The sequence below is a fragment of the Pseudolysinimonas sp. 10J20-29 genome (genome assembly GCF_055809595.1).
In genome coordinates, this window is the sequence record NZ_CM147917.1 from 2,550,721 (window position 1) to 2,575,293 (window position 24,573).

Annotated in this window: 24 protein-coding genes and 1 tRNA gene; 19 read left to right on the plus strand and 6 right to left on the minus strand. The window is 69.6% G+C overall.

Annotated elements, in window-relative coordinates; translation table 11 throughout:
- Position 1 precedes the first annotated feature (1 nt).
- Complete coding sequence (locus tag AC0L6Y_RS12385) at positions 2-700, minus strand: FhaA domain-containing protein (protein ID WP_473552993.1); 699 nt, start codon at positions 698-700, stop codon at positions 2-4.
- 341 nt (positions 701-1,041) lie between these two features.
- On the opposite strand from AC0L6Y_RS12385, the gene AC0L6Y_RS12390 reads away from it, so the two are divergent.
- Positions 1,042-1,127 (plus strand) — tRNA-Leu (locus AC0L6Y_RS12390).
- A gap of 294 nt (positions 1,128-1,421) precedes the next feature.
- Here AC0L6Y_RS12390 and AC0L6Y_RS12395 read toward each other — a convergent pair.
- Positions 1,422-2,462 carry a LacI family DNA-binding transcriptional regulator gene (locus AC0L6Y_RS12395; RefSeq protein WP_473552998.1) on the minus strand — a complete coding sequence of 347 codons (1,041 nt, stop codon included), beginning with the start codon at positions 2,460-2,462 and terminating at the stop codon, positions 1,422-1,424.
- A gap of 127 nt (positions 2,463-2,589) precedes the next feature.
- Here AC0L6Y_RS12395 and AC0L6Y_RS12400 point away from each other — a divergent pair, with 127 nt between their 5' ends.
- Genes AC0L6Y_RS12400 through AC0L6Y_RS12440 form a run of 9 tightly spaced genes read left to right on the plus strand, consistent with a single transcriptional unit; the run spans position 2,590 to position 12,348 of the window.
- Complete coding sequence (locus AC0L6Y_RS12400; RefSeq protein ID WP_473553002.1) at positions 2,590-3,894, plus strand: ABC transporter substrate-binding protein; 1,305 nt, start codon at positions 2,590-2,592, stop codon at positions 3,892-3,894.
- 56 nt (positions 3,895-3,950) lie between these two features.
- Positions 3,951-4,832, plus strand: a complete 882-nt coding sequence (locus tag AC0L6Y_RS12405) for a carbohydrate ABC transporter permease (protein ID WP_473553005.1) — start codon at positions 3,951-3,953, stop codon at positions 4,830-4,832.
- Positions 4,829-5,734 carry a carbohydrate ABC transporter permease gene (locus AC0L6Y_RS12410; protein WP_473553009.1) on the plus strand — a complete coding sequence of 302 codons (906 nt, stop codon included), beginning with the start codon at positions 4,829-4,831 and terminating at the stop codon, positions 5,732-5,734. The genes AC0L6Y_RS12405 and AC0L6Y_RS12410 overlap by 4 nt, the downstream gene beginning before the upstream one ends.
- A 2-nt stretch (positions 5,735-5,736) precedes the next feature.
- Positions 5,737-7,266, plus strand: coding sequence for a GH39 family glycosyl hydrolase (locus AC0L6Y_RS12415; RefSeq protein ID WP_473553012.1), 1,530 nt, complete (start codon positions 5,737-5,739; stop codon positions 7,264-7,266).
- Entirely contained in the window at positions 7,220-8,446 is a 1,227-nt protein-coding gene (gene dgoD, locus AC0L6Y_RS12420) for a galactonate dehydratase (protein WP_473553016.1), read from the plus strand. The genes AC0L6Y_RS12415 and dgoD overlap by 47 nt, the downstream gene beginning before the upstream one ends.
- Positions 8,443-9,243, plus strand: coding sequence for an SDR family NAD(P)-dependent oxidoreductase (locus tag AC0L6Y_RS12425; RefSeq protein ID WP_473553020.1), 801 nt, complete (start codon positions 8,443-8,445; stop codon positions 9,241-9,243). Before dgoD ends, AC0L6Y_RS12425 begins: the two co-directional genes overlap by 4 nt.
- Positions 9,240-10,793, plus strand: a complete 1,554-nt coding sequence (locus tag AC0L6Y_RS12430) for an alpha-amylase family glycosyl hydrolase (protein WP_473553024.1) — start codon at positions 9,240-9,242, stop codon at positions 10,791-10,793. Before AC0L6Y_RS12425 ends, AC0L6Y_RS12430 begins: the two co-directional genes overlap by 4 nt.
- Complete coding sequence (locus AC0L6Y_RS12435) at positions 10,790-11,722, plus strand: sugar kinase (protein WP_473553029.1); 933 nt, start codon at positions 10,790-10,792, stop codon at positions 11,720-11,722. The genes AC0L6Y_RS12430 and AC0L6Y_RS12435 overlap by 4 nt, the downstream gene beginning before the upstream one ends.
- Entirely contained in the window at positions 11,719-12,348 is a 630-nt protein-coding gene (locus AC0L6Y_RS12440; protein WP_473553034.1) for a bifunctional 4-hydroxy-2-oxoglutarate aldolase/2-dehydro-3-deoxy-phosphogluconate aldolase, read from the plus strand. The genes AC0L6Y_RS12435 and AC0L6Y_RS12440 overlap by 4 nt, the downstream gene beginning before the upstream one ends.
- 31 nt (positions 12,349-12,379) lie before the next feature.
- On the opposite strand, the gene AC0L6Y_RS12445 is transcribed toward AC0L6Y_RS12440, so the two are convergent.
- Entirely contained in the window at positions 12,380-13,267 is an 888-nt protein-coding gene (locus AC0L6Y_RS12445; protein WP_473553037.1) for a bile acid:sodium symporter family protein, read from the minus strand.
- 34 nt (positions 13,268-13,301) lie between these two features.
- The gene (locus AC0L6Y_RS12450) at positions 13,302-14,237 is read right to left on the minus strand and encodes an aldo/keto reductase (protein WP_473553042.1); all 936 of its coding nucleotides are present in this window, start codon (positions 14,235-14,237) and stop codon (positions 13,302-13,304) included.
- 68 nt (positions 14,238-14,305) lie between these two features.
- Between AC0L6Y_RS12450 and AC0L6Y_RS12455 the strand changes: the two genes are divergently transcribed.
- Positions 14,306-14,947: a LysE family translocator gene (locus AC0L6Y_RS12455; protein WP_473553046.1), complete on the plus strand. Its 642-nt coding sequence runs from the start codon at positions 14,306-14,308 to the stop codon at positions 14,945-14,947.
- 32 nt (positions 14,948-14,979) lie between these two features.
- On the opposite strand, the gene AC0L6Y_RS12460 is transcribed toward AC0L6Y_RS12455, so the two are convergent.
- Complete coding sequence (locus tag AC0L6Y_RS12460) at positions 14,980-15,894, minus strand: molybdopterin-dependent oxidoreductase (RefSeq protein ID WP_473553051.1); 915 nt, start codon at positions 15,892-15,894, stop codon at positions 14,980-14,982.
- A gap of 782 nt (positions 15,895-16,676) precedes the next feature.
- Between AC0L6Y_RS12460 and AC0L6Y_RS12465 the strand changes: the two genes are divergently transcribed.
- The 8 genes from AC0L6Y_RS12465 to AC0L6Y_RS12500 all read left to right on the plus strand — a co-directional run bounded on the left by AC0L6Y_RS12465 (position 16,677) and on the right by AC0L6Y_RS12500 (position 24,090).
- Positions 16,677-17,126, plus strand: a complete 450-nt coding sequence (locus AC0L6Y_RS12465) for a rhodanese-like domain-containing protein (RefSeq protein ID WP_473553054.1) — start codon at positions 16,677-16,679, stop codon at positions 17,124-17,126.
- A gap of 116 nt (positions 17,127-17,242) precedes the next feature.
- Positions 17,243-17,899 carry a GntR family transcriptional regulator gene (locus tag AC0L6Y_RS12470; protein ID WP_473553057.1) on the plus strand — a complete coding sequence of 219 codons (657 nt, stop codon included), beginning with the start codon at positions 17,243-17,245 and terminating at the stop codon, positions 17,897-17,899.
- The gene (locus AC0L6Y_RS12475) at positions 17,896-19,401 is read left to right on the plus strand and encodes an MmgE/PrpD family protein (RefSeq protein ID WP_473553062.1); all 1,506 of its coding nucleotides are present in this window, start codon (positions 17,896-17,898) and stop codon (positions 19,399-19,401) included. Before AC0L6Y_RS12470 ends, AC0L6Y_RS12475 begins: the two co-directional genes overlap by 4 nt.
- Positions 19,401-20,309, plus strand: a complete 909-nt coding sequence (prpB, locus tag AC0L6Y_RS12480; RefSeq protein ID WP_473553065.1) for a methylisocitrate lyase — start codon at positions 19,401-19,403, stop codon at positions 20,307-20,309. The genes AC0L6Y_RS12475 and prpB overlap by 1 nt, the downstream gene beginning before the upstream one ends.
- A gap of 1 nt (position 20,310) precedes the next feature.
- Positions 20,311-21,417 carry a bifunctional 2-methylcitrate synthase/citrate synthase gene (locus tag AC0L6Y_RS12485; RefSeq protein WP_473553071.1) on the plus strand — a complete coding sequence of 369 codons (1,107 nt, stop codon included), beginning with the start codon at positions 20,311-20,313 and terminating at the stop codon, positions 21,415-21,417.
- Positions 21,418-21,449: 32 nt separating this feature from the next.
- Positions 21,450-22,511 carry a type III polyketide synthase gene (locus AC0L6Y_RS12490; RefSeq protein WP_473553074.1) on the plus strand — a complete coding sequence of 354 codons (1,062 nt, stop codon included), beginning with the start codon at positions 21,450-21,452 and terminating at the stop codon, positions 22,509-22,511.
- Positions 22,511-23,050 carry an isoprenylcysteine carboxyl methyltransferase family protein gene (locus AC0L6Y_RS12495; RefSeq protein ID WP_473553079.1) on the plus strand — a complete coding sequence of 180 codons (540 nt, stop codon included), beginning with the start codon at positions 22,511-22,513 and terminating at the stop codon, positions 23,048-23,050. Before AC0L6Y_RS12490 ends, AC0L6Y_RS12495 begins: the two co-directional genes overlap by 1 nt.
- Positions 23,047-24,090 (plus strand): NAD(P)/FAD-dependent oxidoreductase, encoded by a 1,044-nt coding sequence (locus tag AC0L6Y_RS12500; protein ID WP_473553083.1) that lies wholly within the window; start codon positions 23,047-23,049, stop codon positions 24,088-24,090. Before AC0L6Y_RS12495 ends, AC0L6Y_RS12500 begins: the two co-directional genes overlap by 4 nt.
- Here the strand turns inward: AC0L6Y_RS12500 and AC0L6Y_RS12505 are convergent.
- Positions 24,087-24,545: a MarR family winged helix-turn-helix transcriptional regulator gene (locus tag AC0L6Y_RS12505; RefSeq protein ID WP_473553088.1), complete on the minus strand. Its 459-nt coding sequence runs from the start codon at positions 24,543-24,545 to the stop codon at positions 24,087-24,089. The genes AC0L6Y_RS12500 and AC0L6Y_RS12505 overlap by 4 nt on opposite strands.
- Positions 24,546-24,573: the final 28 nt, after the last annotated feature.

Below are 24,573 nucleotides of genomic sequence, written 5' to 3' on the forward strand. Positions count from 1 at the left end.
CTCATGGCGTTCTCGGGTTCCGCGGGTCCGTGCCGGCCGCATGGGCCAGCACTCGGAACACGATACGGGTTCTGCCCAGTTCGATGACACTGTCGGGCTGGAGTGGCGCGGTGTCGAGCCGCACCCCGTTCAGCTTCGAGCCGTTGGTGGAGCCGAGGTCCTTGACCTGGCCGCGCTTGCCGTCCCACAGGATCTCGATGTGCTTGCGGCTGGTTCCGGGGTCGTCGATGGTGATGTCGGCGTCGCTTCCGCGCCCGATCACGGTGCGGCCGGTCGGGAGCCGGTGCTGCTCCCCCGCGATGTCGAGCGTCGGCACCCACTCGACCTCGCCCTTCACGTTGACCGAGTCGATGCGCACGATGCCCTGGCTCAGGGTGGCGTCCTCGGCGAGCGTGATGGTGATGCCGCCGGCGAAGGAATAGTGCTGGGCGGCGGCGTGCTGCTGGACCAGCTGCGTGAACTCGTCGATCAGCGGCTCGCCGAGCCCGGTCATCCGCTCGAAATCGGCGGGCGCGAGGCGCACCGTGAACTGGTTGGGGGCGAGGATCCGGTCGCGCGAGACGACGGCGGCCTTGGTGTCGAGCTCGCGGCGGAGCGCGGCCGTCACCTCCAGCGGCTGCAGACCGCTTTTGAAGGTCTTGGCAAAGGCGCCGTTGACGACGCGTTCCAAGCCCTGCTCAAAGCTGTCGAGAATCCCCACGGGTCCCCTTCCGGCGTGCAGGCTCGGGCCGTGGCGCCCCAAGCCCGATTACGTTGATCGTAACGGTCCGGCCCGGGTGCACTCTCGGACTTCCGCGCCTCGCGCTCATGCGGCCGCCCGCGCGGCCGCCCGCGCGCGTTGCTCCCACTCCCGCGCTCGCGCTGCTCCCGCTCCGGCGCTCGCGTTGCTCCCGTGCTCGCGCCGCCCCGCGAGCGGTGCCAAGAGTGCGGTGTGCGCGCCTCCGGATCGCACGTTTCGCACCGCTCGCGGGGGTTGGGGGCGCGAGTGCCCCGGCGTGCTGTGATAATCTCTGTCAGTTGATCGCCTCGGTGATCACATGCGCGCGAGTGGTGAAATGGCAGACACGCTGGCTTCAGGTGCCAGTGCTCGCAAGGGCGTGCGGGTTCAAGTCCCGCCTCGCGCACCAAGAGATGTTCGTGAATCTCGGCTACCCGAGTTTGCAGAACTCCGCATTGACGGCTCGCCTGGGCGATATGGCCGATATGCGCGATCCGGCGACGCGAGAAGGCGCCGATCGGCGAGCGTGCTCGGCGCCTTGCGTCGTTGAGGGGGCTTCGAGCGCGGTTTCGGGCGCGCTGAATCGTTCGGCCTTGCGGGGGTGAGGTGTTGGGGTTTCGGGGCGTCGCGACGTGCGGGCGGGGTGCCGCGTGGATCTGCCGTCGCGGGGGAGGAGCCTGACCGGGTTCCCGGACGGGTTCTTTTAGCCCCGCGAACGCGGAGCCCCGACCGTGCCGCGTACGAGCAGCTTGCCGTCGAGATCCGGGGGTGTCGTGTCGCCCTTCACGGACTCCCCGAGTCGTTGCAGGAGGATCCTGGTTGCGGCGCGACTCGCGTCGTCGAGCGACGTGGCGATTGTCGTGAGCGGCGGGGACGTGAAGTCCGAGCCGAAGATGTTGTCGAAGCCGATGACGCTGAGGTCGTCGGGAACTCGGACGCCCAAGGACTCAGCCTCGCGCATGAGGCCGATGGCCATCAGGTCGTTGAAGGTGAAGACTGCCGAGATCCCGCTGGAGACGACCTTCGCCGCCGCCGCGCGCCCGCCTTCGTGGGTCGGCTCCGCCCGGCCGAGGGAGACAAGCTCGAAGTCCATGGCGGCGAGCTTGCGCTCGATCGCCTCGTAGCGATGCTGGCCGAGCCACGAGTACTCGGGCGCCTGAATAAACCCGACCCGGCGGTGACCCAACGACTTCAGAAGCCGGACGGCGTCCTCGACACCGGGCAGAATGTCCGGGGTGACCGAGTCGAAGCCAGCCGCGTCTCGATTGACGAGTACGACAGGCTTCGGTCCAGCAGCGTGACGGAGCTCCTCGGGCGTCACGCGGCCAGATGCGGAGATCACGCCATCAACCATCGGGAGCAGACGCCTCAGGACCACCGTCATGTCTTCGGCGCTGGACTGCGAGTCGGTCAGGATCAGCGTGTAGTCGTGTGCGCTCGCGACTTCGGCGGCGCCACGAATCGCGCCCGCGAAGACGGGGTTGGCGGCATCGTTGATCAGCAGTCCGAGGAGCCGTGTTCTCCCGGTCGGCAGCGCGCGCGCGAATGGGTTCGCCTGGAAGCCCAGCTCCGCCGCAACTGCCAGGATCCGGCCCTCGGTCTTCGCGTTCAGCCGTCCCGGTTGGCTCAGTGCTCGCGAGACCGACGAAGGACTCACACCCGCCACCCGTGCGATGTCGTAGATCGTCACCGCGTCGGTGGCTCGCGCGTCAGAGACCTCGATGTCGTCGTCGATTCGAATCACCACCTTGTTTGACAGCACTGCGGCGCTGTGGTTTCATCGTAGCCGAGATGGCAACCGGTTGCCAAAGTTGCCACATCGCGCACCACGTCACTGGCCGCGCCAAGGCCATCCCTACAAAGGAGTAGAAATGCAACCCATCACAACCCGCCGTCAGCGGCGAGGCCGCTCGCTGCTCGTGAGCGCCACAGCGGGCATCGCCTCGCTGGCAATGCTCAGCGGATGCGCCACGGATTCCGCCTCCGACACCGTTGAACTGAGCATCTGGACCTGGAGCGCCGAAACCGCAATGGCACTCGAGGAGCTCCTCCCGGAGTTCACGATCGATGGCCAGGAGGTCAGCGTCGAGGTCGCCCTCCAGCCCGACGCGAACTACCCGCAGCTGCTGTCGACCGGCCTGTCGGCGTCGCACGGCCCCGATGTGGTGATGATCAAGTCGTATGGGGTCATCCAGGGTTTCGCGGACAGCGGCTCGCTGGTTCCTCTTGACGGCAAGATCGACGAGATCGACGCGTTCCCGGATGCCTTCATCGGCGGGTCGCGAAGCAACAGCGATGGGAATCTCTACGCGTTGCCGGCGGGCGTGCAGACCGGCCAGATCTTCTACAACAAGGCGATCTTCGCTGACCTCGGCCTCGACGAGCCTGCCACCTGGGACGAGTTCATCGCGACGGCGGAAGCGCTCAAGGCTGCTGACGTCGCACCGATCATCTTCGGTGGAACGGATGCCTCGCAGATCTCGCTCGCGGCGGAGATCATCGGAAACGCGCGACGCGGCGGATCGGAGTTCCACGACGCCTTTGTCGCGGGAGAGACGACGCTGGAATCCGCTGACAGTGTCGCGGCGATCGCCCTCATGGAGGAGCTCGCGCCGTACTTCGGCGAGAGCATCACCGCCGTCACTCCTGATGACGCCGTCGCGCTGTTCGCGAGCGGCCAGGCGGGAATGTTCCCCTCGGGCACCTGGCAGATCGCCACGGTGCGCAACCTCGCGCCTGAGTTCGAGCTGGGGGCATTCCCGACTCCGATCGGACCGGAATGGCCGGTCGACGAGCCGACGATGACGACCTGGTCGGACGCGGGATGGGCGGTTTCCGCGAAGTCGGATAACCCCGACGCATCGCTGGAGCTTCTCAACTGGCTCGCGAGTCAGGAGTTCGCCCAGAACTATGCAGATCGCGTGAGTGCGCTTCCGGTGCGCGAAGGCGTGACGCTGAGCGATCCCCTGGTTCAGAGCATCTCGGACTTCTCGCTCACGAACAGCGCCCCGTACCTCGGGCTCGCGGTGCTGCGCTTCGGCCAGCCGTGGGGAACCGATCTGATCGGTCAGGGCCTGCAGGAGATCTGGCTGGGTCAGAACGATCCGGCGGGAGTCGCGGCCGACACCCAGACGGGTATCGAGGCGTGGTTCGTGCCCGCGGGCGGTGCTCAGTAGCGATGGCTGCTACCGCGAAGGGCGCGATCGCACGGCGACGCCCCTCCCTCCTTGTTGTGGCCGGATTCGTCCTTCCTGCCTTCGCGCTCTTCGCGGTGTTCCTGCTCTATCCGATCTCCACAGCGCTGTTCTCGTCGCTGTTCAGCTGGACCGGGACGACGGCGACTGCCTTCGTCGGGCTGGACAACTTCGTCGAGCTCTTCAGCCGCGAGCCGTTCGTCAGCAGCATTCCGGCCGCCTTCGCGCACAATCTCGCATTGTTCGCCGGCGCAATGCTGCTCCAGAACTCGATCGGGATCTTCATCGCGGTGCACCTGCAGCGATTCGGACCGACCCGACGAGTGCTGCAGGTCCTGTACACGACCCCGTACCTGGTGAGCCCGTTGGTCGTCGGGTACCTCTGGTCGATGCTGCTGTCCCCGACATTCGGGCCGGTGAACGCGGTGCTCAAGGCTGTCGGCCTTGACTTCCTCGCGCTGCCCTGGCTCGGCGACCCCACCACCGCGCTTCCGGTCATGGTCCTGATTGCCGCGTGGCAGTGGATCGGGTTCCCGGTGCTGTTGTACGGGGCGGCGTTGGCGGGGGTCGCCCCCGAGATCGACGAGGCCGCGCGGGTCGACGGCGCGGAGGGGTTCAAGCGCTTCTTCTACGTCACCGGTCCGCTGCTGGTCCCGGTGATCGGCACCGTGTCGGTCCTCACCTTCATCGGGTCGATGGAGCAGTTCACCCTCGCCTACGCGCTCGGCGGCGCCACCGGGTCGCCCGCGGGAGCGACTGACGTCATGGGCCTGCTGTTCTTCCGCACATCGTTCCAGAGCGGTGCACCCAACGCGATGGGGCTGTCGTCAGCCCTTGCCGCGCTGCTCTTCTTGGTCATCCTGACGGGCACCCTCGTGGGCCGCGGGATGCTCCGACGCTACGAAACGAGGCTGCTATGACCACCCAGATCGCCTCGGCGAAACTCGCACCCGCGGTGGCGAAGAGCGAGCGACCTCCTCGTTCGCGCCGGCGAGCGAACCGCGCTGCGCGCGCACCGAAGACCGCGATCACGCTCACGCTGTGGCTGTACGCGCTGATCTCCGTCGGGCCGTTCATCGTCATGGTCCTCAACTCGTTCCGGACCCACCTCGAAATGGTGACGGACCCGATCCCGCTGCCACGTTCATTCACGCTCGACAACTACTCGCGAGCCTGGATTGAAGCGGACTTCGGCACCTACGCGTTCAACTCGCTGTTCGTCACGATCGGCGCGGTGGCGCTCTCGACCGCCGTCGCTCTTCCGGCCGCGTATGCGATCGCGCGATGGCGGTTCCGACTGGCGGGCGTTCTGGAGAGCGTGTTCCTGTCGGGTCTGATGATCCCGATCATCCTCGCCATCCTGCCGATCTTCCATCTGGTGGACAGCCTGGGGCTGATCGACTCGCAGCTCAGCCTGATTCTGATCTACGGCGCGAACGGCGTGCCCTTCACCGTGTTCGTGCTGGTCAGCTTCTTCCGCCAGCTGCCGGGGGAGCTCGAAGAAGCGGCCACGATTGACGGCGCGGGCCCGTTCCGCACCTTCGCCGTGGTGATGCTGCCGCTCGTGAAGCCAGCCGTTGCGACGGTCGTCGTGTTCCGGTTCGTCCCGATCTGGAACGACTTCCTGTTCCCGCTGATCCTTCTGCGGTCGAGCGAGAACTACACCATCGGGGTCGGCCTGACCCGATTCATGGGCGAGTACTACTCCGACCGGGCGGCGTTGTTCGCCGGCCTCACCATCGCCACGGTGCCGCTCATCATCTTGTTCATCGTCGCCACGCGACAGATCGTCAACGGCCTCACGGCTGGATTGGGTAAGTAGCAATGGCTGCGCCACACACGCAACACTCGGACGGCCTCGAGGGTCTTCGTCGGATCGGCACCCTGGCTGCGCCGACCGCACCCGCGGCGGGAGGACCATTCGGCATCGGGTTCGAGACGCTCGACCGCAAGCTCTTCGACCCGACCCGGGTCTACCCGCTGCTTGACGGCCTCGGGGCGAGCTGGGCGCGCGTCCAGAGCGGCTGGAGTCGGTGCGAGCCCCGCGAGGGCGAGTACGAGTTCGGATGGCTCGATGAGGTCGTCGATGAGTTGGCCGAGCGCGGCGTTCGCGCCATGATCTCGCTCACGTACGGCAATCAGCTGTACACGCCGGACGCGCCGCACTCCTCCGCCGTCGGGTACGCCCCGACCTCAGCGGGCGAGCGAGCGGCGGGTGCGTGGACTCGGTTCGTGTCCGCACTCGTCGCCCACCTGAAGGACCGGGTCACCCATTGGGAAGTCTGGAACGAGCCGAACATCCCGCAGTTCTGGGCTCCCGGGGTCGAGAGCGGCAGCGAGTACGCCGCGCTGGTCGAGGTGACGGCTCGTGCGGTTCGAGCCTCGGATGCGGATGCCTTCGTCATCGGCGGGGCGCAGTCGCAGATCGATCCGATGTTCTTGCAGGAGAGCCTGCAAGCTGGCATGGCGGATCACATCGATGCGTTCAGCTTCCATCCGTACCAGTCCGTGCCGGAGCACAACCTGGCCAACACGATGGCACTTGCACGCGGACTGCTGGATCGCTACTCGCCGAATCGACACATCGAGATCTGGCAGGGCGAAGCGGGCTGCCCCTCGCAGACGGACGGCCACAACGATGACTGGCTCGGCCTGTACGCGATGGACGAGACGATCCAGTCGAAGTGGGTGGCCCGTCGCATGGCGGCGGACCGCGCTGCCGGCTTCGATCGGATCTTCTACTTCCACACCGTCGATCTGATGAGCGCGGAGTACCGGCAGTCGGACGGCCAGGCGCGACCTCCCGTCATGATGGGACTCATTCGCGGCGACAGCTACACGCCGAAGCCCTCCTACCACGCGTTCCAGCGGCTGGCGGCGCTTCTGGATGACCGCACTGCGCCGCGCCCGCTTCTGTGGCGATTCACCGAGCCGGTCCCGTCGGCACCGCAGCCGTCAGAGCTGCTGGCCGCCCCGCAGATCGCCACGTTCACCCGAGACGGCGCGCCGCTGTTCGTCTACTGGATGTCCACCGACCCGCAGCAGCGAGCCGCCGCATCGCGAGTCGACGTCGAGCTCTGGTGGGACGACGCCGTGACGCTGCGGAACCCCGCGATCGTCGACCCGCTCACCGGCACGGTGTACGCGATCGACCGCACCGAGGCGTCGTACGAAAGCCGGGCGGGATCGATGCTCGGCGAGCTGATGAGCCTCCCGGTGGTCGATTACCCGCTCGTGCTGACGGACCTCTCCATCCTCGACGTCGCCCTCGAAGGCGAGGCCGAGGCGCTCGGCGCGGAACCGCTCGGTGCGCTTCGCGCACGCCGGTACCGCGCCGCGGGTGCGGGATCGTGAGGGGCGCCAAGTGAAGCTCACATCGTTCTCCGTCTACGTCGTTGACGCGTACCGAACCAACTGGGTCTTCGTCAAGGTCGAGACCGACGCCGGTCTCCACGGCTGGGGAGAGGCGACCCTCGAGCACAAAGAGCTCACGGTCGCCCAGGCCGTCCGTGAGCTCGAACCCACGCTCGTCGGGCGCGACCTGGACGATCTTCACGCCTGGTGGCAGGACGCCTACCGCGACGCCTATTGGCGCGGCGGCGCGGTGCTCACGTCCGCGCTCGCGGGAATCGAGATGGCGCTCTGGGACATCAAGGGCAAGCACCTCGGGGTCCCGGTCTACGACCTCTTCGGCGGCAAGGTTCGCAGCGCGATCCCGGCCTACGCGAACGGCTGGTTCGCGCCATCCCGCACCCCGTCTGAATTCGCCGCACGCGCGCGCGAGACTGTCGACAGCGGGTACCGGGCATTGAAGTGGGATCCGTTCGGCAGCGCGTTTCGCTCGATCTCGACGGGCGAGCTTCGGGCCGCGCTTGCCCAGGTGGACGCGGTTCGCAGTGAGGTCGGCGACGACGTCGACCTGATGATCGAAGCCCACGGTCGATTCGACCTCCCCTCGGCACGGCGCATCGCCCGGGAGCTGGAGCGGTTCGACGTCTACTGGCTCGAGGAACCGCTGATTCCCGGCGCGACAAGCAATAACGCCACCTTGCGGGCGGAGTCGCGGGTTCCCATTGCGCTCGGCGAGCGGCTCTACACCCGGTGGGACTTCCGTGAGGTCGTCGAGCGCGGGTGCGCTGATTTCCTCCAACCGGATGTCACCCACACCGGTGGGCTCATCGAGATGCGGACGATCGCGGCGATCGCAGAGACGTGGCAACTCGGGTTCTGCCCGCACAATCCCAGCGGGCCGGTCGCGAACGCGGCAACGCTGCAGCTTGCCGCGTCGGTGCCGAACTTCACCTACCTCGAGACGATGTCGCTCGACGTGCCCTGGCGGAAGGAGATCGCGTACGAAACGGCCGTTTTCGGCGACGGCGCGGTCCACATCTCGGATGCCCCCGGCCTCGGGGTCGACCTCGACGAGACGGCGCTTGGCCGGTTCCCCTACCAGCGGCATGACCTGCGTCACTACACCGGCAAGCTCACCGAGATCCGGCCTGCCGATGCCGTACCCAGTTTGTCCGAGCGATGAGCCCGGGAATCGAGTGCCAGCGCCCGGCGCCGCGGACGATCCTGGTCACCGGGGCGACCGGGAACGTCGGATTCGGCATCGCCGAGGGATTCCTCCGCGCCGGAGATCGAGTTGTCGTTCACGGCAAGCACAACGACGAACTCGACGCCGCAGCGGAGCGGCTCCGCGTCGCGTTTCCGGATCGACACGTTGACAGCGTTGCCTTCGATCTCGCGGTGCCAGCGGAGATCGATGCGGGATTCGCACGCCTCGACGACGCCGGGATCGCCCTCGACGTGCTGGTGAACAACGCGGCGCATCTTGGAATGGACGATGGGGCAGTCGCGGTCGAGCAACGCGCATTGATCAGAAGCGTGTTCGACGTCAACGTGTTCGGCCTGCACAGCTGCAGCATGTTGGCCGCAGCTCGGATGGCGGAACGCGAGGGCGGCGTGATCGTCAACGTGTCCTCGCTCGGCGGGTCTCGTGCCATCCATGGCCGAACCAGCTACAACGCGAGCAAGGGCGCGATCGATGCGCTCACGCGTTCCATGGCGCTCGAGTGGATTGACCGCGGCGTGCGCATCAATGCCATCGCGCCCGGGTACATCGAGACGGAACGATGGGCCGGGATATCGCCGGAGGTGGCGGATCGACGGCGCCGCAACATCCCCCTCGGGCGACCGACCACGATCCCGGAGATCTTCGACCTCGTGTCGTTCCTTGCGAGCAGTGCCTCGGCGTCGATCGTCGGCGAGGTAATGAATGTCGATGGCGGTATGGGGAGCCAGCAGCTGCCGCGGGACGTGATGCTGTGACGACGCGCGCATGGTGGCAGGACATGGTCTGCTACCAGGTGTACTTGAGGAGCTTTCGCGACGGCAATGGCGATGGGCTCGGCGACATCCCCGGTGTCATCGAGCGACTGGACCACCTGGCGGCCCTGGGTGTCGACGCCGTCTGGCTGAGTCCGTTCTACCGCTCCCCGCAGGTCGATGCCGGCTACGACGTCTCTGACCCGACCGCGGTCGAACCGCGCTACGGCACGGAAGACGATGTGCGTCGGCTGGTGGCGCAAGCGCACCATCGCGGGCTCCGCGTGCTCGCGGAGGTGATTCCGAACCATGTCTCGGCGGAGCACGAGTGGTTCGTCGGCGCGATCGCCGGCGACGACGAGCTGCGGAAGAGGTTCGTCTTCCGAAGCAGCAGCGACGGGGGTCCCCCCAACAACTGGACCAGCGTGTTCGGCGGACCCGCCTGGACGCAAGCGCCGGACGGCGAGTGGTACCTGCACCTTTTCGACCCTTCGCAGCCCGACCTCAATTGGGAGAACCCGGCTGTCGCCGAGGAGTTCGAACGCGTGGTGCGCCACTGGCTGGCCCTGGGGATCGACGGGTTCCGGGTCGACGTTGCCCATGGGCTCGCGAAGCCCGCAGGGCTGCCCGATCTCGACTTCACCCCAGACGTGCAGCGGACGAACCAGCCCGGAGACATCCGGTTCAACGACCCTGGGGTTCATCAGCATCTGCGGCGGCTGCGACGCGTCGCGGACGAGTTCAGCGACGCCGTGCTCCTGGGCGAAGTGTGGACGGCCAGTGCGGAACGTCTTCGTGACTACATGGAGCCGGGCCAGCTGCATCTGCTCTTCAGCTTTGAGCTGCTTGAGGCGAGTTGGGGCGCGGAGGCGTTTGCTCACGCCATTTCGGACGTTGACGCCGCACAGGGCGACAAGGCGACCTGGGTGCTGTCGAACCATGACGTCGACCGGCACGCCACGCGCTACGGCGGCGGGGCCAGGGGGCGTGAGCGGGCTCGCTCCGCGGCTCTCATTCAGCTGGCGCTTCCCGGTGTCGCGGTGATCTATCAGGGCGACGAGCTCGGCTTGGAAACGGTCGACCTCCCCGACGAGGTGCTCCAAGATCCCACCTGGGAGCGAAGCGGGCATCAGAACCGCGGGCGCGATGGCGTGCGGGTTCCCTTGCCGTGGACAGAGGATGCCCCCGGCCACGGATTCACTGAGACGACCCCGTGGCTGCCGATGCCGGAGTGGCGCGGCGTCTCCGTCGCCGCGCAATCCGGAGATCCGAACTCGCACCTCAGTTTGTACCGCACCGCGTTGCGGCTTCGGCGCGCGTGGGCCGGTCGCACGCTGTCGAGCGTGTCACACGTCAACGACGTTCTCACCGTCGACCTTGAGCTGCCCGGTCATGCCTCCGGCTCTCTGCGCGTGGTCGTCAACATGAGCGAGTCGGATGCCGAGATCGACGCGGCCGCGGTCACGCTTCTGTCGTCGTCCCCGTTGACGCGGCCGGATCTGCTGGCACCGGATCAGAGCGTCTGGCAGCACCTGGCGGAGCGTCGCGAATGAACTCGGGCGAGCACCGCGAGGCACCGGAGGTCGTGTGCATCGGCGAAGCGATGGCGTTGGTCGTGCCGGCGGACGCTGAGTCGCTGGTTGACGCGGTCAGAATCCGGCTCGACGTCGCCGGGGCGGAGCTCAACGTCGCGACGCACCTCGCGGCACTCGGCCACGCGACCGCGTGGGTCAGCCGACTCGGCAGCGATCCGCTCGGGAGGAGGATCCGACGCCAGGTCGGCGACCGCGGCGTGGATGGCCGGTGGATCGCCGAAGATGCTGAGGCCCCGACCGGGGCCATGGTCAAGGACCCGGGATGCGACATCCAGTACCTGCGTGCTGGCTCGGCAGCGTCGCGATTGGACGCGTCGGACATCGCCGCCGCTCCCCTCGACACGGCGCGCGTGGTGCACCTGTCGGGGATCACGCCCGCCCTGTCGCTGAGCTGCGAGGCGGCGGTCGACGCCGCGCTGACCATGGCCCGGGCCGCGGGCGTTCAGAGCTCGTTCGACGTCAACTATCGCGCGCGGCTCTGGCCCGACGGGCGGGCGGCCAGCGTCATTGCGCGGCTCGCGAGCCGAGCCGACATCGTCTTCGTCGGCCTCGACGAGGCGCAGGCGGTCTGGGGCGTGACGACGGCCGAGCAGGTCAGAGAGCTGCTGCCAGAGCCCCGGCATCTCGTGGTCAAAGACGGAGCGCGCGACGCCGTCGAGTTCGGTCCCGAAGGCGTGATCCGCGTGGCTGCGCTCCAGGTGAGCGTCGTCGAACCGATCGGGGCGGGAGATGCCTTCGCGGCGGGGTACCTGCATGCGTTCCTGCGCGGCACCGCGGCAGCGGCCCGTCTTCACGCGGGTCACCGTGCTGCGGCGCTGGCCCTGGGAACCACGAGCGATGTCCCCGAGTCCTACACCGAGCCGGATCTGGAAGGTGCACAACCATGACCATGCGTCTTGAGCGCGACTTCGAATCGTTCTTCGCGGGCGCGCCGGTCATGGCGATCCTGCGTGGATACGGCGCCGAGCGGACGGTCGACGTCGCGCGCCGCGCGTGGGCGAACGGCATCGACGTTGTGGAGGTTCCGCTGCAATCTCCTCGCGATCTGGAAGCACTGCGTGCACTTGTGGCCGCCAAGGACGATGAGCGACAGGTCGTTGGTGCCGGCACGATCACGACAACCCAGCTCGTTGCCGACGCCGCAGCCGCAGGTGCGGAGTTCACCGTGAGTCCGGGCTTCGACCGCGATGTCATCCGTGCGTCGCTCGCTGCGGGACTGGCGACGCTTCCCGGCGTCGGCTCGGCGACCGACGTCCAGCAGGCACTCGCGCTCGGCCTGACCTGGGTGAAGGCCTTTCCCGCGTCCGCGCTCGGGGCGCCCTGGATTCGGATGATGAAGGGGCCATTTCCGTCGGTGCAGTTCGTCGCGACGGGAGGCATTGACGCTGGCAACACGGAGGAGTTCCTCAACTCGGGCGCGCGGGCGGTCGCTGTCGGTTCCGCCCTGTCGGACCCGCAGCAGTTGCGGAAGCTCGCGCGCGTGATCGAATCGGGTCAGCGGGAGTCGCGCTAGCTCGGCGTGATCTCGCTCGGCGCGACCGCCGTCACATCGCGGCGCTCGCCGACACCGGCTCCCGCGCGCCCTTTCGTTCGCGAATGACAAAGCCGAACGCGAGCGCGATGAAGAACATCAGCACGCCGTAGACGGCGGCCGGCAGCGACATCTCGACGCTGCCGATCACGGTCTGCGCGATCACGATCGCCAAGGTCGCATTGTGGATGCCGATCTCGAACGAGCTCGCGACCGCCTGGCGTCGCTCCACGCGGAACAGCCGCGGCACGAAGAACCCCAGGGTGAGGCTCAGCACGCAGAACAGCACGACGATTCCGGCCAGTCCGGCGATGTTCGAGATGAGCAGGTCGAGGTTCGCGACGACCGCCCCGGCGATCACGATCGCCAGGATCAGCATGGAGGCGATCCGCACCGGCTTGTCCATCGCATCCGCGAATCGGGGCTTCCACCAGCGCACCAGCATGCCGAGCACGACCGGGCCGAGCACGATCGCAAACACCTCGACCGCCTTGGCGAACTGGATGCCGAGGCCGTCATCGCCGGGTAGGAAGATCGTGATCGCCAGGTTGGTGATCAACGGCAGGGTGAAGATCGCGATGATCGAGTTGATGGCGGTCAGCGAGATGTTCAGCGCGACGTCGCCGCGGAACAGGTGGCTGTAGAGGTTCGCGGTCGAGCCGCCCGGACTGGCGGCCAGCAGCAGCATGCCGACCGCGAGGAGCGGCGGCAACTGGAACAGCACGACCAGGCCGAAGCAGAGGGCGGGCAGCAGCACGAGCTGGCAGCCGAGGGCGACGATCACCGCCTTCGGCTGCTTGGCAACCCGGGCGAAGTCGCCGGGGGTGAGCGAGAGGCCGAGCCCGAACATGATGATGCCGAGCGCGACCGGAAGGCCGATGGTGGTCAACGTTGATCCCATGGCCCACAGTCTGGCCTGAGGAATGCTCCGAGCGCTACGCCCAGTCTCGCGCCGAGCGCTCCGCCCAGTACTGGGCCGGGTCGAGCGCGAGGGCGGCGAGGTCGTCCGCGGAGGCGCCGGGCTCGCGCGCGGCGAGGTTGGAGTGCAGCTGCTCCACCGTGACGGCGCCGCTCAGCACGATGTCGGCCCAGGGCTGGGCGAGCACCGCGCCGATCGCGAAGGCGTCCGCGCTCTGTCCGTCGGCCTCGGCCAGCCGTGCGGCGGCCGTGTCGGGCTCGACGAGGCGCCCGTTGGCGAGCGCCTCCTTGACGACGACGAGCCACCCGGTGGCGTCGGCGTGCGCAAGCGCGGGCCCGGCGGACGGCTCCAGCACATTCCAGGTCGCCTGCACGACCGAGAACGGCGAATCGGCCACGGCGAGGGCACGCTCGATCACGGCGCCCTGCTCGGGCCCGCTCGTCGAGATGCCGACGCGCACCCCGTCGTCGGCCAGGCGACGCAGCGCGTTCAGCAGCGACGCGTCGGAGAGCGCGGGGCTCTCGGGGGTGACCGAGTGGATCAGGTAGAGGTCGGGATGCGTGCCGAGCGCGGCCACCGAGTGCGGCCACTGCCGCTCGAACATCGCGAGCGAGTGCTCCTTGCGCTCATGCTGCGGGGCGTCCATCCGCCAGTTGCCGACGTACTCGTAGCCCCACTTGGAGCCGATCGTGAGCTTCTCGCGCCGCCCCGGGTGCCGGGCGACCCATGAGCCGAGGAAGCCTTCCGCGTCGCCGTAGGAGCGGGCCGCATCGAAGTACCGGATGCCGGACTCCCACGCGGCCTCCATCAGCTCGTGCGCGCGCCGCCGCATGCCGTCGATGGTGCGCTCGGCCGGGTCGCCGAGGTCCTGCTGGCGCCCGCTCGTGATGTAGGCGGGGCGTCCGATCGCGGCCAGGCCGAGACCGATCCGCGACGCCGTGTTCTCGTTCACGCTTCGACGGTATCGCGCCGCGTCACGCCGTGCCGAAACAGTTCTCGCGCGGGGGTAATCTCAGCGCTATGCCCGATTGGCCGCACCTGGTCGCCTTCTCTCTCGCCGCTCTGGTGCTGATCGTGATCCCCGGCCCCAGCGTGCTGTTCAGCGTGGGGCGGGCGCTCGCCCTCGGGCGTCGCGGCGGTGTGCTCAGCGTGGTGGGCAACGCGATCGGACTGATCCCGCTCATCGTCGCGGTGGCGGTCGGCCTGGGCGCGATCATCGTGCAGTCGGTGCTGCTGTTCACGATCATCAAGATCGCCGGTGCGACGTACCTGATCTATCTGGGGGCGCAGGCGATCCGCCACCGGCACCGCAACGGCGCCGCGCTCTTGGAGGGCGCCGCGGTCTCTCGCTCGCGGCGGCGACTGCTCGGCGAGGGCTTCATCGTCGGCCTCACCAACCCGAAGACGATCGCGTTCTTCGTGGCGGTGCTGCCGCAGTTCGTGGTGGCGAGCGTCGGGCCGGCGTGGCTTCAGATGCTCGTCTTCGGGCTCATCTTCTTCGTGCTCGCCGTCATCTCCGACTCCGCGTGGGCGATCGCCGCGGGCTCGGCGCGCGACTGGTTCGCGAAGTCGCCGACGCGCATCGCCAACCTGGGTGCGGTGGGCGGCGTCATGATGATCGGCCTCGGCGGAACCCTCGCCTTCGCGGGCGCGAAGGCGTAACCGTCAACCCCGGTTAGTCGTCGCGAGGCCGGTCAGGCGACGCGGACGACGATCTCGTGCAGCCCGGTCGCCCCGTCGGGGATGACCCCCTGAATGTCCTCCGTCTGCACCTCGCCGTCGACGCTCGTGGCGCGCACCCGGACGTAGTGGTCGCCGCTCGTGGCCTGCCAGTCGAGCCGCCACTGCACCCAGGTGTCGACCGAGATCGCGGTCGCGAGCTCCGCCTGCTGCCAGGCGCCCCCGTCGATCTGCACGTGCACGGCGGCGATCCCGGTGTGCTGGTCCCAGGCGACGCCCGCGATGGTGACGGGGCCGGCCTCCACGGTGCGTCCGCTGTAGGGCACGTCGATGCGGCTGGAGATCTTCACCGGACCTTCGGCGCTCCACCCTCGGTCGGTCCAGTAGGCGGTCTGGTCGGCGAATCGGGTCACCTCGAGCTCGGTCACCCACTTGGTGGCCGACACGTAGCCGTAGAGCCCCGGCACGACCAGGCGCGCGGGGAACCCGTGCTCGGTCGGCAGCGGCTCGTCGTTCATTCCGATCGCGAGCACCGAGTTGCGCTCGGCGTCCTGCAGCACGCCGAGGGGCGAGCTGGCCGTCCAGCCGTCGATGCTCTTCGAGAGCACCATGTCGGCCCCCGCCTGCGGCTTCGCGCGCGCCAGCAGTTCGCGGATCGGATACCCGAGCCACTTGGCGTTGCCGATCAGCCCGCCGCCGACCTCGTTCGAGACGCACATGAGGGTCGTGTACGACTCCTCGAGCGGCAGCGCCACGAGCTCGTCCCAGGTCAGCTCGAAGGGCTCGTCGACAAGGCCGTGGATGCGCAGGCTCCAGTCGGCCGGGTCGACCTGCGGCACGCGCAGCGCGGTGTCGATTCGATAGAAGAGCTCGTTCGGGGTGATGACGGGCGCGAGGCCGTCGATGCCGAGCTCCGCCCCCGTCGGCACGGGGGCGGCGGTCGAACGCGGCGCTGGGCAGGGTGAACGCTTCGCGCACGGTGGTGGCGGTGCGGGTGGCGGCCTGCAGCGCGTTGGCGCCGAGGGTGGCGAGGGCGCCCACGGCGGCCGTCCCCGCCGACCAGCCGAGGAAGCGCCGGCGGCTCAGGCCCGCGACGGTGTCGGCGGGCGCCTGCGCATGCTCGGCGGGCTGCTCGGGCCGCTTGCGCAGCAGCATCACGAGCGCGATCGCTCCGACGACACCGGCGACGGCGGAGGGCAGGGGCGAGAGCAGGCCCGCATCCGGGCGGGTCATTGCGGCGGCGACCCCGAGGGCTGCGGCGACGCCGAACAGCACGCGGCCGAGCGGCGAGCGGCGGCTTTCGATCACGCCCGCGAGCCCCGCCAGCGCGGCGACGACCAGCCCGATGCCGACGAGCAGGGCGATCTTGTCGGCGGTGCCGAACAGCGCGATCGCGGCCTCTTTCGCCCAGGTCGGGGCCAGGTCGATCGCGGCGGCGCCGATCACGGTGAAGGGGCTGCCGGTCGGGACGAGCAGCGCGGCGGCCAGTTCGCCCGCGCCCGCGGCCGCGACCCCGGCGGCGAGGCCCGCCACTGCCGGCAGTGCGAACTGTCGTGCGGGAGAAGGCGTGCCGCTGCTTCGCATGAGTTCAGCCTAGGTCGCGGGCCTATGAATCGTCCGGGTCGTGTGCCGCGTGCGCGTTGGCGGAATATCCCGTCTCGCTGGCCGCGAATCGGTGGAGGGGAGGCGTCGCGTTTCGTACGCTCGCACCGTGACTCCCGCACAGCAGACCGCCGTCGACCACTTCGCCGCCAAGCTCCGCTTCGAGACGGACCCCTCGGATGTGCAGGCGTCCCTGGAGGCGGGCGAGACGCTGAGCTTCGTGGACGTGCGCAGCGAGGTGGCGTGGCGGCAGGGTCGCGCGGTGGGTGCGATCCACCTGCCGCGGCAGGACGTCGCCGCCCGCGCGCTCGACGTGCTCCCCCGCGAGGTGCCGGTGGTCGTCTACTGCTGGAGCCCGGGCTGCAACGGCTCGACCAAGGCGGCGCTCGAGCTGAGCCGGCTGGGCTTCGAGGTGCGCGAGATGATCGGCGGCTTCGAGTACTGGGCCCGTGAGGGGCTGCCGACGGTGGACGAGTCCGGCGACATCACGCGTCCGGTGGACGAGCTGACCGGGCCGCGTGCGACGGCGGGCGCCGGCGCGATCTCCTGCGACTGCTGAGCCCTCGGGGGCCGATCGGCGCGCAAATGTATCCCGAAAGCCGCCTTTCGCGGCTATGAGCGCCTGAAGCCCCCGATTCTGTATACAGAACCGGGGAAGCGGCGTACAGTGGGCCCGTGCGTGCGAGCGATCGGGCCTACGAGGCGCTGCGAGGGGACATCCTCGCCTGGCGCCTGCGCCCCGGCACGCCGCTCAGTGAGATCGAGCTCGCCGAGCGACTCGGCGTCTCGCGCACCCCGCTGCGCGCGGCCCTCGCCCGTCTCGCCGTCGAAGGCTTCGTCGACACGACACGCGGCCGCACCGCGATCGTCTCCGACGTCTCGGAGCACAGCGTGCGCGGCTACTTCGAACTGCGCGAGGCCCTCGAGACGCACGCCGCCAAGCTGGCGGCGCGCCGCCGCGACGGCGCCGTCTTCGCCGACCTCGCCGAGCGCTTCGACCGCGCCACGGGACTGCTCGACGCGGGCGACATCGACTCGTACTACGCGCTGATCGCCGAATTCGACCAGGCGCTCGCCGTCGCGATCGAGAACCCGGCCTTCGCCGCCAGCCTCGACGCCGTGCGCGCCCACCTCGCGCGCGCCCGCCGGATGGCCGCCGACAACGCCGAGCGCCTCCGTCGGTCGGCGAGCGAGCACCGCCTCATCTGCGAAGCCATTCGTGACGGCGACGAGGCGCTCGCCGCCTCCGCCGTGTCGGCGCACCTGCGCCATGCCCTCACCACCATCCTCGCGACGCTGGCCGCGCGAGACCGACAGGAGACCCCCGCGTGAAGAATCACCTCGTTCGCACCTACAAGAGCTCGGAGCCGCTGCCCCGGGAGGAGCAGCTGGCGTGGAAGATCGCCGAAGTCGCGGTCGACCCGGTCGAGGTGAGCGCCGAGGTCACCGACATGGTGATCAACCGTGTCATCGACAACGCCTCCGTCGCGGTCGCGTCGCTCGGGCGTGCGCCGGTGACCAGCGCGCGCGGACAGGCCCTCGCGCACCAGCCCACCCCTGGGGGCGCCGGTGCCTCGGTCTTCGGGGTGACCAGCAAGCACAGCCCCGAGTGGGCCGCCTGGGCGAACGGGGTCGCCGTGCGCGAACTCGACTACCACGACACCTACCTCGCCGAGGAGTACTCGCACCCCGGCGACAACATCCCGCCCGTGCTCGCCGTCGCGCAGCACGTCGGCAGCGACGGCGCCGCCCTCGTGCGCGGTCTTGCCACCGGGTACGAGATCCAGATCGACCTCGCCACCGGGATGAGCCTGCACCGGCACAAGATCGACCACGTCGCGCACCTCGGCCCGAGCGCCGCGGCCGGCATCGGCACCCTGCTGGGCCTCGCCCCCGAGACGATCTACCAGGCCATCGGCCAAGCGCTGCACACCACCACCGCCACGCGCCAGTCGCGCAAGGGCGAGATCTCCACCTGGAAGGCGCACGCCCCCGCCTTCGCCGGGAAGATGGCCGTCGAGGCGATCGACCGGGCGCTGCGCGGGCAGACCTCGCCCTCGCCGATCTGGGAGGGCGAGGACGGCGTCATCGCGTGGCTGCTCGGCGGCCCCGAGGCGCGCTACACGATCCCGCTGCCGGAGGCCGGGGAGGCCAAGCGGGCCATCCTCGACTCGTACACGAAGGAGCACTCGGCCGAGTACCAGGCGCAGGCCTGGATCGACCTGGCCCGTCGTCTCGGCACCGAGCGCCCCGAGCTGCGCGCCCCCGCGAACATCGCGCGCGTCGTGCTCGCCTCCAGCCACCACACGCACTACGTGATCGGCTCCGGGGCGAACGACCCGCAGAAGTACGACCCGACCGCCTCGCGCGAGACGCTCGACCACTCGATTCCGTACATCTTCACCGTCGCGCTGCAGGACGGCGCCTGGGATCACGTCGGCTCCTACGCCCCCGAGCGCGCGCAGCGCGCCGACACGGTCGAGCTCTGGCAGAAGGTGACCACCGTCGAGGACCCGGAGTGGACGCGACGCTACCTCTCCACCGACCCGAAGGAGCAGGCCTTCGGCGGGCGAGTCGAGATCGAGCTGGTGAGCGGGGAGCGCATCGTCGACGAGATCGCGGTGGCGGATGCGCATCCGCTCGGCGCCCGGCCGTTCGCGCGCGCCGAATACGTCGCCAAGTTCCGCACCCTCGCCGCAGGCGTGCTCGCCGACACGGAGATCGAGCGCTTCCTGGCCGCGGCCGAGGCGCTGCCGACGCTCGGCGCGGGCGAGCTCGACCAGCTCAATGTCGTCGCCGAGGGGCTGCCCGTCTCGCCGAAGGGACTCTTCTGATGCTGCACGCGAACCTCACCGCCAGCGCCAAGCGCGCCGCCTTCCGCGCCCGCCTGGCAAGCGGCGAACTGGTGCGGATGCCCGGCGCCTTCAACCCGCTGAGCGCCCAGCTCATCCAGGACAAGGGCTTCGAAGGCGTCTACATCTCGGGCGCCGTGATGAGCGCCGACCTGGGGCTTCCCGACATCGGACTGACGACGCTCACCGAGGTGGCGGGCCGCGCGGCGCAGATCGCTCGGGTCACCGACCTCCCGGCGCTGGTCGACGCCGACACCGGCTTCGGCGAGCCGATGAACGTGGCGCGCACGGTGCAGGTGATGGAGGACGCCGGGGTCGCCGGCATCCACCTCGAAGACCAGGTCAACCCGAAGCGCTGCGGCCACCTCGACGGCAAGGAGGTCGTCGACGAGCAGACGGCGCTGAAGCGCATCCGTGCCGCCGTCGCCGCCCGCCGCGACCCCGACTTCCTGATCATGGCGCGCACCGACATCCGCGGGGTGGAGGGGATGTCGGCGGCGATCGACCGCGCCAAGGCGCTCGTCGACGCGGGCGCCGACGCGATCTTCCCCGAGGCGATGGCGAGTCTCGAGGAGTTCGCGGCGATCCGCGCCGCGGTCGACGTGCCGGTGCTGGCGAACATGACCGAGTTCGGCAAGAGCGAGCTGTTCACGACCGCGCAGCTGGCCGAGGTCGGGGTGAACATCGCGATCTTCCCGGTGTCGCTCCTGCGTCTGGCGATGGGCGCGGCGGAGCGTGGCCTCGACACGATCCTCGCCGAGGGGTCGCTGACCTCGAAGGTGCCGGAGATGCAGACCCGGGCACGCCTCTACGAACTGGTCGACTATGCGGCCTACGGTTCGTTCGACGACAACATCTTCACCTTCGACCTGAACAACAACAGGAGCTGACATGACAGAGATCAAGAAGGGGCTCGCGGGTGTCGTCGTTGACACCACCGCGATCTCGAAGGTCAACCCCGAGACCAACTCGCTGCTCTACCGCGGCTATCCGGTGCAGGATCTGTGCGCCAGCCGCACCTTCGAGGAGGTCGCCTACCTGCTGTGGCACGGTGAGCTGCCGAGCGACGACGAGCTGCAGGCGTTCCAGGAGCTGGAGCGGGCGCACCGCGCGCTGGCGCCGCTGGCCAAGCACGCGATCGACCTGCTGCCCAAGGATGCGCATCCGATGGATGTCATGCGCACGGCGATCAGCGCGATCGGCGCCGCCGATGCGACCGCGGCCGATGCGAGCCCGGAGGCCAACCTCGACAAGGCGGTCCGGCTGTGGGCCCAGCTGCCGGCGATCGTCGCCTACACGCAGCGTCGTCGTCGCGGCCTCGACCCGGTGGAGCCCCGCGGCGACCTCGGCTACTCGGCGAACTTCCTGCACATGACCTTCGGCGAGGTGCCCGACCTGGTCGTCGTCAACGCGTTCGACGTGTCGATGATCCTGTACGCCGAGCATTCCTTCAACGCCTCCACGTTCACGGCGCGCGTGATCACCTCCACGCTCGCCGACATCTACTCGGCTGTCGTCGGGGCGGTCGGCGCACTCAAGGGCCCGCTGCACGGCGGCGCGAATGAGGCGGTCATGTACGTCTTCGACGAGATCGGCGAGGCCGCGAAGGCGGAGGCCTGGCTCGAGACCGCGCTCGCCGAGAAGCGCAAGATCATGGGCTTCGGCCACCGCGTCTACAAGAGCGGCGACTCGCGCGTGCCGACCATGAAGCAGGCGCTCGACAGCCTCATCCAGGAGTACGACCGCCCCGACCTCGCCGAGCTGTACACGACGCTCGAGCAGGCGATGGACGACCGCAAGGGCATCAAGCCGAACCTCGACTACCCGAGCGGGCCGGCCTACCACCTGATCGGCTTCGACACCGAGCTCTTCACGCCGCTGTTCGTGGCCAGCCGGGTCACCGGCTGGACCGCGCACATCAGGGAGCAGCTCGAGTCGAACGCGCTCATCCGCCCGCTCTCGGAGTATGTCGGCCCGGAGCAGCGTCAGGTCCCCTGACGCCGCGCGGCTTCGGGTGGTACGTTCCGCACATGTCGCGAATCGTGGCGGTGGCACCGGCGCTGCCCGAGCATGCCTACACGCAGAGTGAGATCACGGCGGAACTGGCCGATCTGATCGCTCCGGCAAGCCCGCAGCGCGCCGTGCTGGAGCGCTTCCATGCCGCGAGCGGCATCGGTCGCCGGCACACGGTGCTGCCCCTCGAGCGCTATCGAGAGCTGGGCGGGTTCACCGAGGCCAACGACATCTGGATCAGCGAGGGCACCGCGCTCGCGGCGCGCGCGCTGACGGCGGCGCTCGACGCGGTCGGTCTCGATCCTCGCGAGGTCGACTACCTGCTCTTCACGTCGGTGACCGGGATCGCGGCCCCGTCGATCGACGCCCGCCTGGTTCCGCTCGTCGGGCTTCGCCCCGACATCAAGCGGATGCCCTCCTTCGGCCTCGGCTGCGTCGCCGGGGCCGCCGGGCTGGCCCGCGTGCACGACTACCTGGTCGGCCACCCCGACGAGATCGCCGTGCTCGTCTCGGTCGAGCTCTGCTCGCTGACCCTGCAGCGCGACGACCTCTCGGTGGCGAATTTCGTCGCCAGCGGCCTGTTCGGCGACGGCGCCGCGGCGGTTGTGGTGGCGGGGGCGAACCGCGCGGAGGAGCTCGGCCTGCCGGGCCCGGAGATCCTCGACACCCGTGCCGCGCTGCACCCCGACAGCCAGAGCGTCATCGGCTGGGACGTCGGCGGCACCGGCTTTCGCATCGTGCTGAGCGCCTCGGTCTCGGAGACGGTCGGCGGCGGCGTGCCGCGCGAGGTGCTCGCGCTGCTGGAGCGGCACGCGCTCGGCACGGCGGACATCGCGGCGTGGATCGCGCACCCCGGCGGCCCGCGCGTGCTGGAGGCCTTCGAGGTGGGTCTGAATCTCGACAGCGGGCAGCTGGCGCCCAGTTGGCGCTCGCTCGAGTCGGTCGGCAACCTCTCCTCCGCCTCGGTGCTGCACGTGCTCGCCGACCAGTTCCGGCAGACGGAGGGCGCCCTCGGCGTGGTGCTCGCCGTCGGGCCGGGGGTCACGAGCGAGTCGGTGCTGCTGAAGTGGGTGGCGTGATGACGCTCACCCTGGTGATGTTCGCGGCGCTGCTGCTGCTCACCGGCGTGGAGCGCCTGATCGAGCTGGTCATCTCGCGCCGGAACGCCGCCTGGGCCTTCGCCCGCGGCGGGGTCGAGAGCGGCAAGCGCCACTTCCCCGCCATGGTCGCGCTGCACACCGGCCTGCTGGTCGCGGCATTCCTCGAAGCCTGGCTCGGCGAGCGTCCGTTCATCCCGGAGCTCGGCTGGCCGATGCTCGTGATCGCGCTGCTCTGCCAGGCGGGACGCTATTGGGTGATCGCGTCGCTCGGATTCCAGTGGAACACGCGGGTGATCGTGGTGCCGGGGCTGCCGCTCTCGCGGCGCGGACCGTATCGCTGGGCGTGGGTGCGGCACCCGAACTACGTGATCGTCGCCATCGAGGGGATCGCCCTTCCGCTGGTGCACACCTCGTGGATCACGGCGATCGTGTTCACGGTGCTGAATGCGATCCTGCTGCTCGGCTTCCGCATCCCGACCGAGAATCGCGCCCTGACCGCGGCGCGGCCGACCCGGTGACGCTCTACGAGACCGAGGTCGTGGTGGTCGGCGGCGGGCCGATCGGCCTGGCGAGCGCGATCGAGGCGCGCGAGGCCGGTCTCGACGTGGTCGTGGTCGAGCCGCGCGAAGGGGTCATCGACAAGGCGTGCGGGGAGGGCCTGATGCCGGGCGCGGTGCCGGCGCTGCGGCGACTGGGGGTCGCCCCGGCGGGCTTCGAGCTGCGCGGGGTCGCCTACCGCGACGGCCGGTCGTCGGCGGATCACCGCTTCGCCGCCGGGGCCGCGCTCGGCGTGCGGCGCACGACCCTGCACGCCGCGCTCCTGGAGCGCGCCGAGCAGGTCGGGGTGCGCCGCGTCTCCGCGCGCGTGGTCGACGTGGAGGAGGAGGGCGCGCACGTCACGGCGCTGACCACGGGCCCGCGGGTGCGCGGGGAGTGGATGCTCGCCTGCGACGGTCTGCACTCGCCGGTCGCACGCCTGCTGGGATTGCACCGTCCGACGCGGGAGCGCGGTCAACGCTACGGGCAGCGCCAGCACTTCGCGATCGAGCCGTGGAGCGACCTGATCGAGGTGCACTGGACGCGCGACGCCGAGCTCTACGTCACGCCCACCGCCGACGGGATGGTCGGGATCGCGGCGCTCACCCGCCGCGGAGTGCGGTTCGGGGAGGCGCTCGCCGCGTGCCCCGAGCTCGCCGCCCGCGTCGCCCGCGCGCCGCGTGCGACGCCGGTGATCGGCGCGGGCCCGTTCCGTCAGACGACCTCCGCGCGCACGCACGGGCGGGTGCTGCTGGTCGGGGACGCCTCCGGCTATGTCAACGCCCTCACCGGGGAGGGTCTGCGCATCGGCTTCGCGCAGGCGGAGGCCGCCGTGGCGGCGGTGCGCCGCGGGGACGCGCACGAGTACGAGCGGCGCTGGCGGCAGATCACCCGCGACTTCCGCTGGCTCACCCGGGCGACCGTCGCCCTGGCGAACTCCCCCGCGCGCTCGCGCGTGGTGCCGATCGCGCGCGCCGCGCCGCGGCTGTTCGACGCGGCGGTCGAGCGGCTCGCGCGCTAGTCCGCGGCCGCGACGTCCGATTGCTCGGCGGGGCGACTGGCCTCGAGAAGGCCGGTGAGCACGTCGCGCGCGGCCTCCAACTCGGCGATGGACATCCCGAGCCGCGCCACGATTGCCGGGGGAACGTTGAGCGCCTGCTCCCGCAGCGCCAGCCCGTCGGCGGTGAGACGGATCGCGAGGGCGCGTTCGTCATCGGCGGCCTTCTCCCGCGTCACCAAACCGGCGTCCTCGAGCCGCTTCACGATCGGGCTGACGGTGCCGGGCTCGAGCCGGAGCGTGTCGCTGATGTCGTTGAGGCGCCGCGGGCTCTTCTCCCACAGGGCCAGCATGACGAGGTACTGCGGGTGGGTGAGTCCGAGTGGTTCGAGCACCGGCTTGTAAAGCGAGACGACCTGACGGGCCGCTGCCGACAGCGCGAAGCACACCTGGCGGTCCAGCTGAAGGGGGTCGTCCACGCCTCCACGATAGCAATCGTGAGGGCAC

Excerpts from the sequence above, each read along its gene's own strand:
- prpB (WP_473553065.1), top strand. The coding sequence starts at position 19,401 with ATGCTGCACGCGAACCTCACCGCCAGCGCCAAGCGCGCCGCCTTCCGC.
- AC0L6Y_RS12485 (WP_473553071.1), top strand. The coding sequence starts at position 20,311 with ATGACAGAGATCAAGAAGGGGCTCGCGGGTGTCGTCGTTGACACCACC.
- AC0L6Y_RS12425 (WP_473553020.1), top strand. The coding sequence starts at position 8,443 with ATGAGCCCGGGAATCGAGTGCCAGCGCCCGGCGCCGCGGACGATCCTG.
- AC0L6Y_RS12435 (WP_473553029.1), top strand. The coding sequence starts at position 10,790 with ATGAACTCGGGCGAGCACCGCGAGGCACCGGAGGTCGTGTGCATCGGC.
- AC0L6Y_RS12490 (WP_473553074.1), top strand. The coding sequence starts at position 21,450 with ATGTCGCGAATCGTGGCGGTGGCACCGGCGCTGCCCGAGCATGCCTAC.
- AC0L6Y_RS12400 (WP_473553002.1), top strand. The coding sequence starts at position 2,590 with ATGCAACCCATCACAACCCGCCGTCAGCGGCGAGGCCGCTCGCTGCTC.
- AC0L6Y_RS12445 (WP_473553037.1), bottom strand. The coding sequence starts at position 13,267 with ATGGGATCAACGTTGACCACCATCGGCCTTCCGGTCGCGCTCGGCATC.
- AC0L6Y_RS12415 (WP_473553012.1), top strand. The coding sequence starts at position 5,737 with ATGGCTGCGCCACACACGCAACACTCGGACGGCCTCGAGGGTCTTCGT.
- AC0L6Y_RS12410 (WP_473553009.1), top strand. The coding sequence starts at position 4,829 with ATGACCACCCAGATCGCCTCGGCGAAACTCGCACCCGCGGTGGCGAAG.
- AC0L6Y_RS12455 (WP_473553046.1), top strand. The coding sequence starts at position 14,306 with ATGCCCGATTGGCCGCACCTGGTCGCCTTCTCTCTCGCCGCTCTGGTG.
- AC0L6Y_RS12440 (WP_473553034.1), top strand. The coding sequence starts at position 11,719 with ATGACCATGCGTCTTGAGCGCGACTTCGAATCGTTCTTCGCGGGCGCG.
- AC0L6Y_RS12495 (WP_473553079.1), top strand. The coding sequence starts at position 22,511 with ATGACGCTCACCCTGGTGATGTTCGCGGCGCTGCTGCTGCTCACCGGC.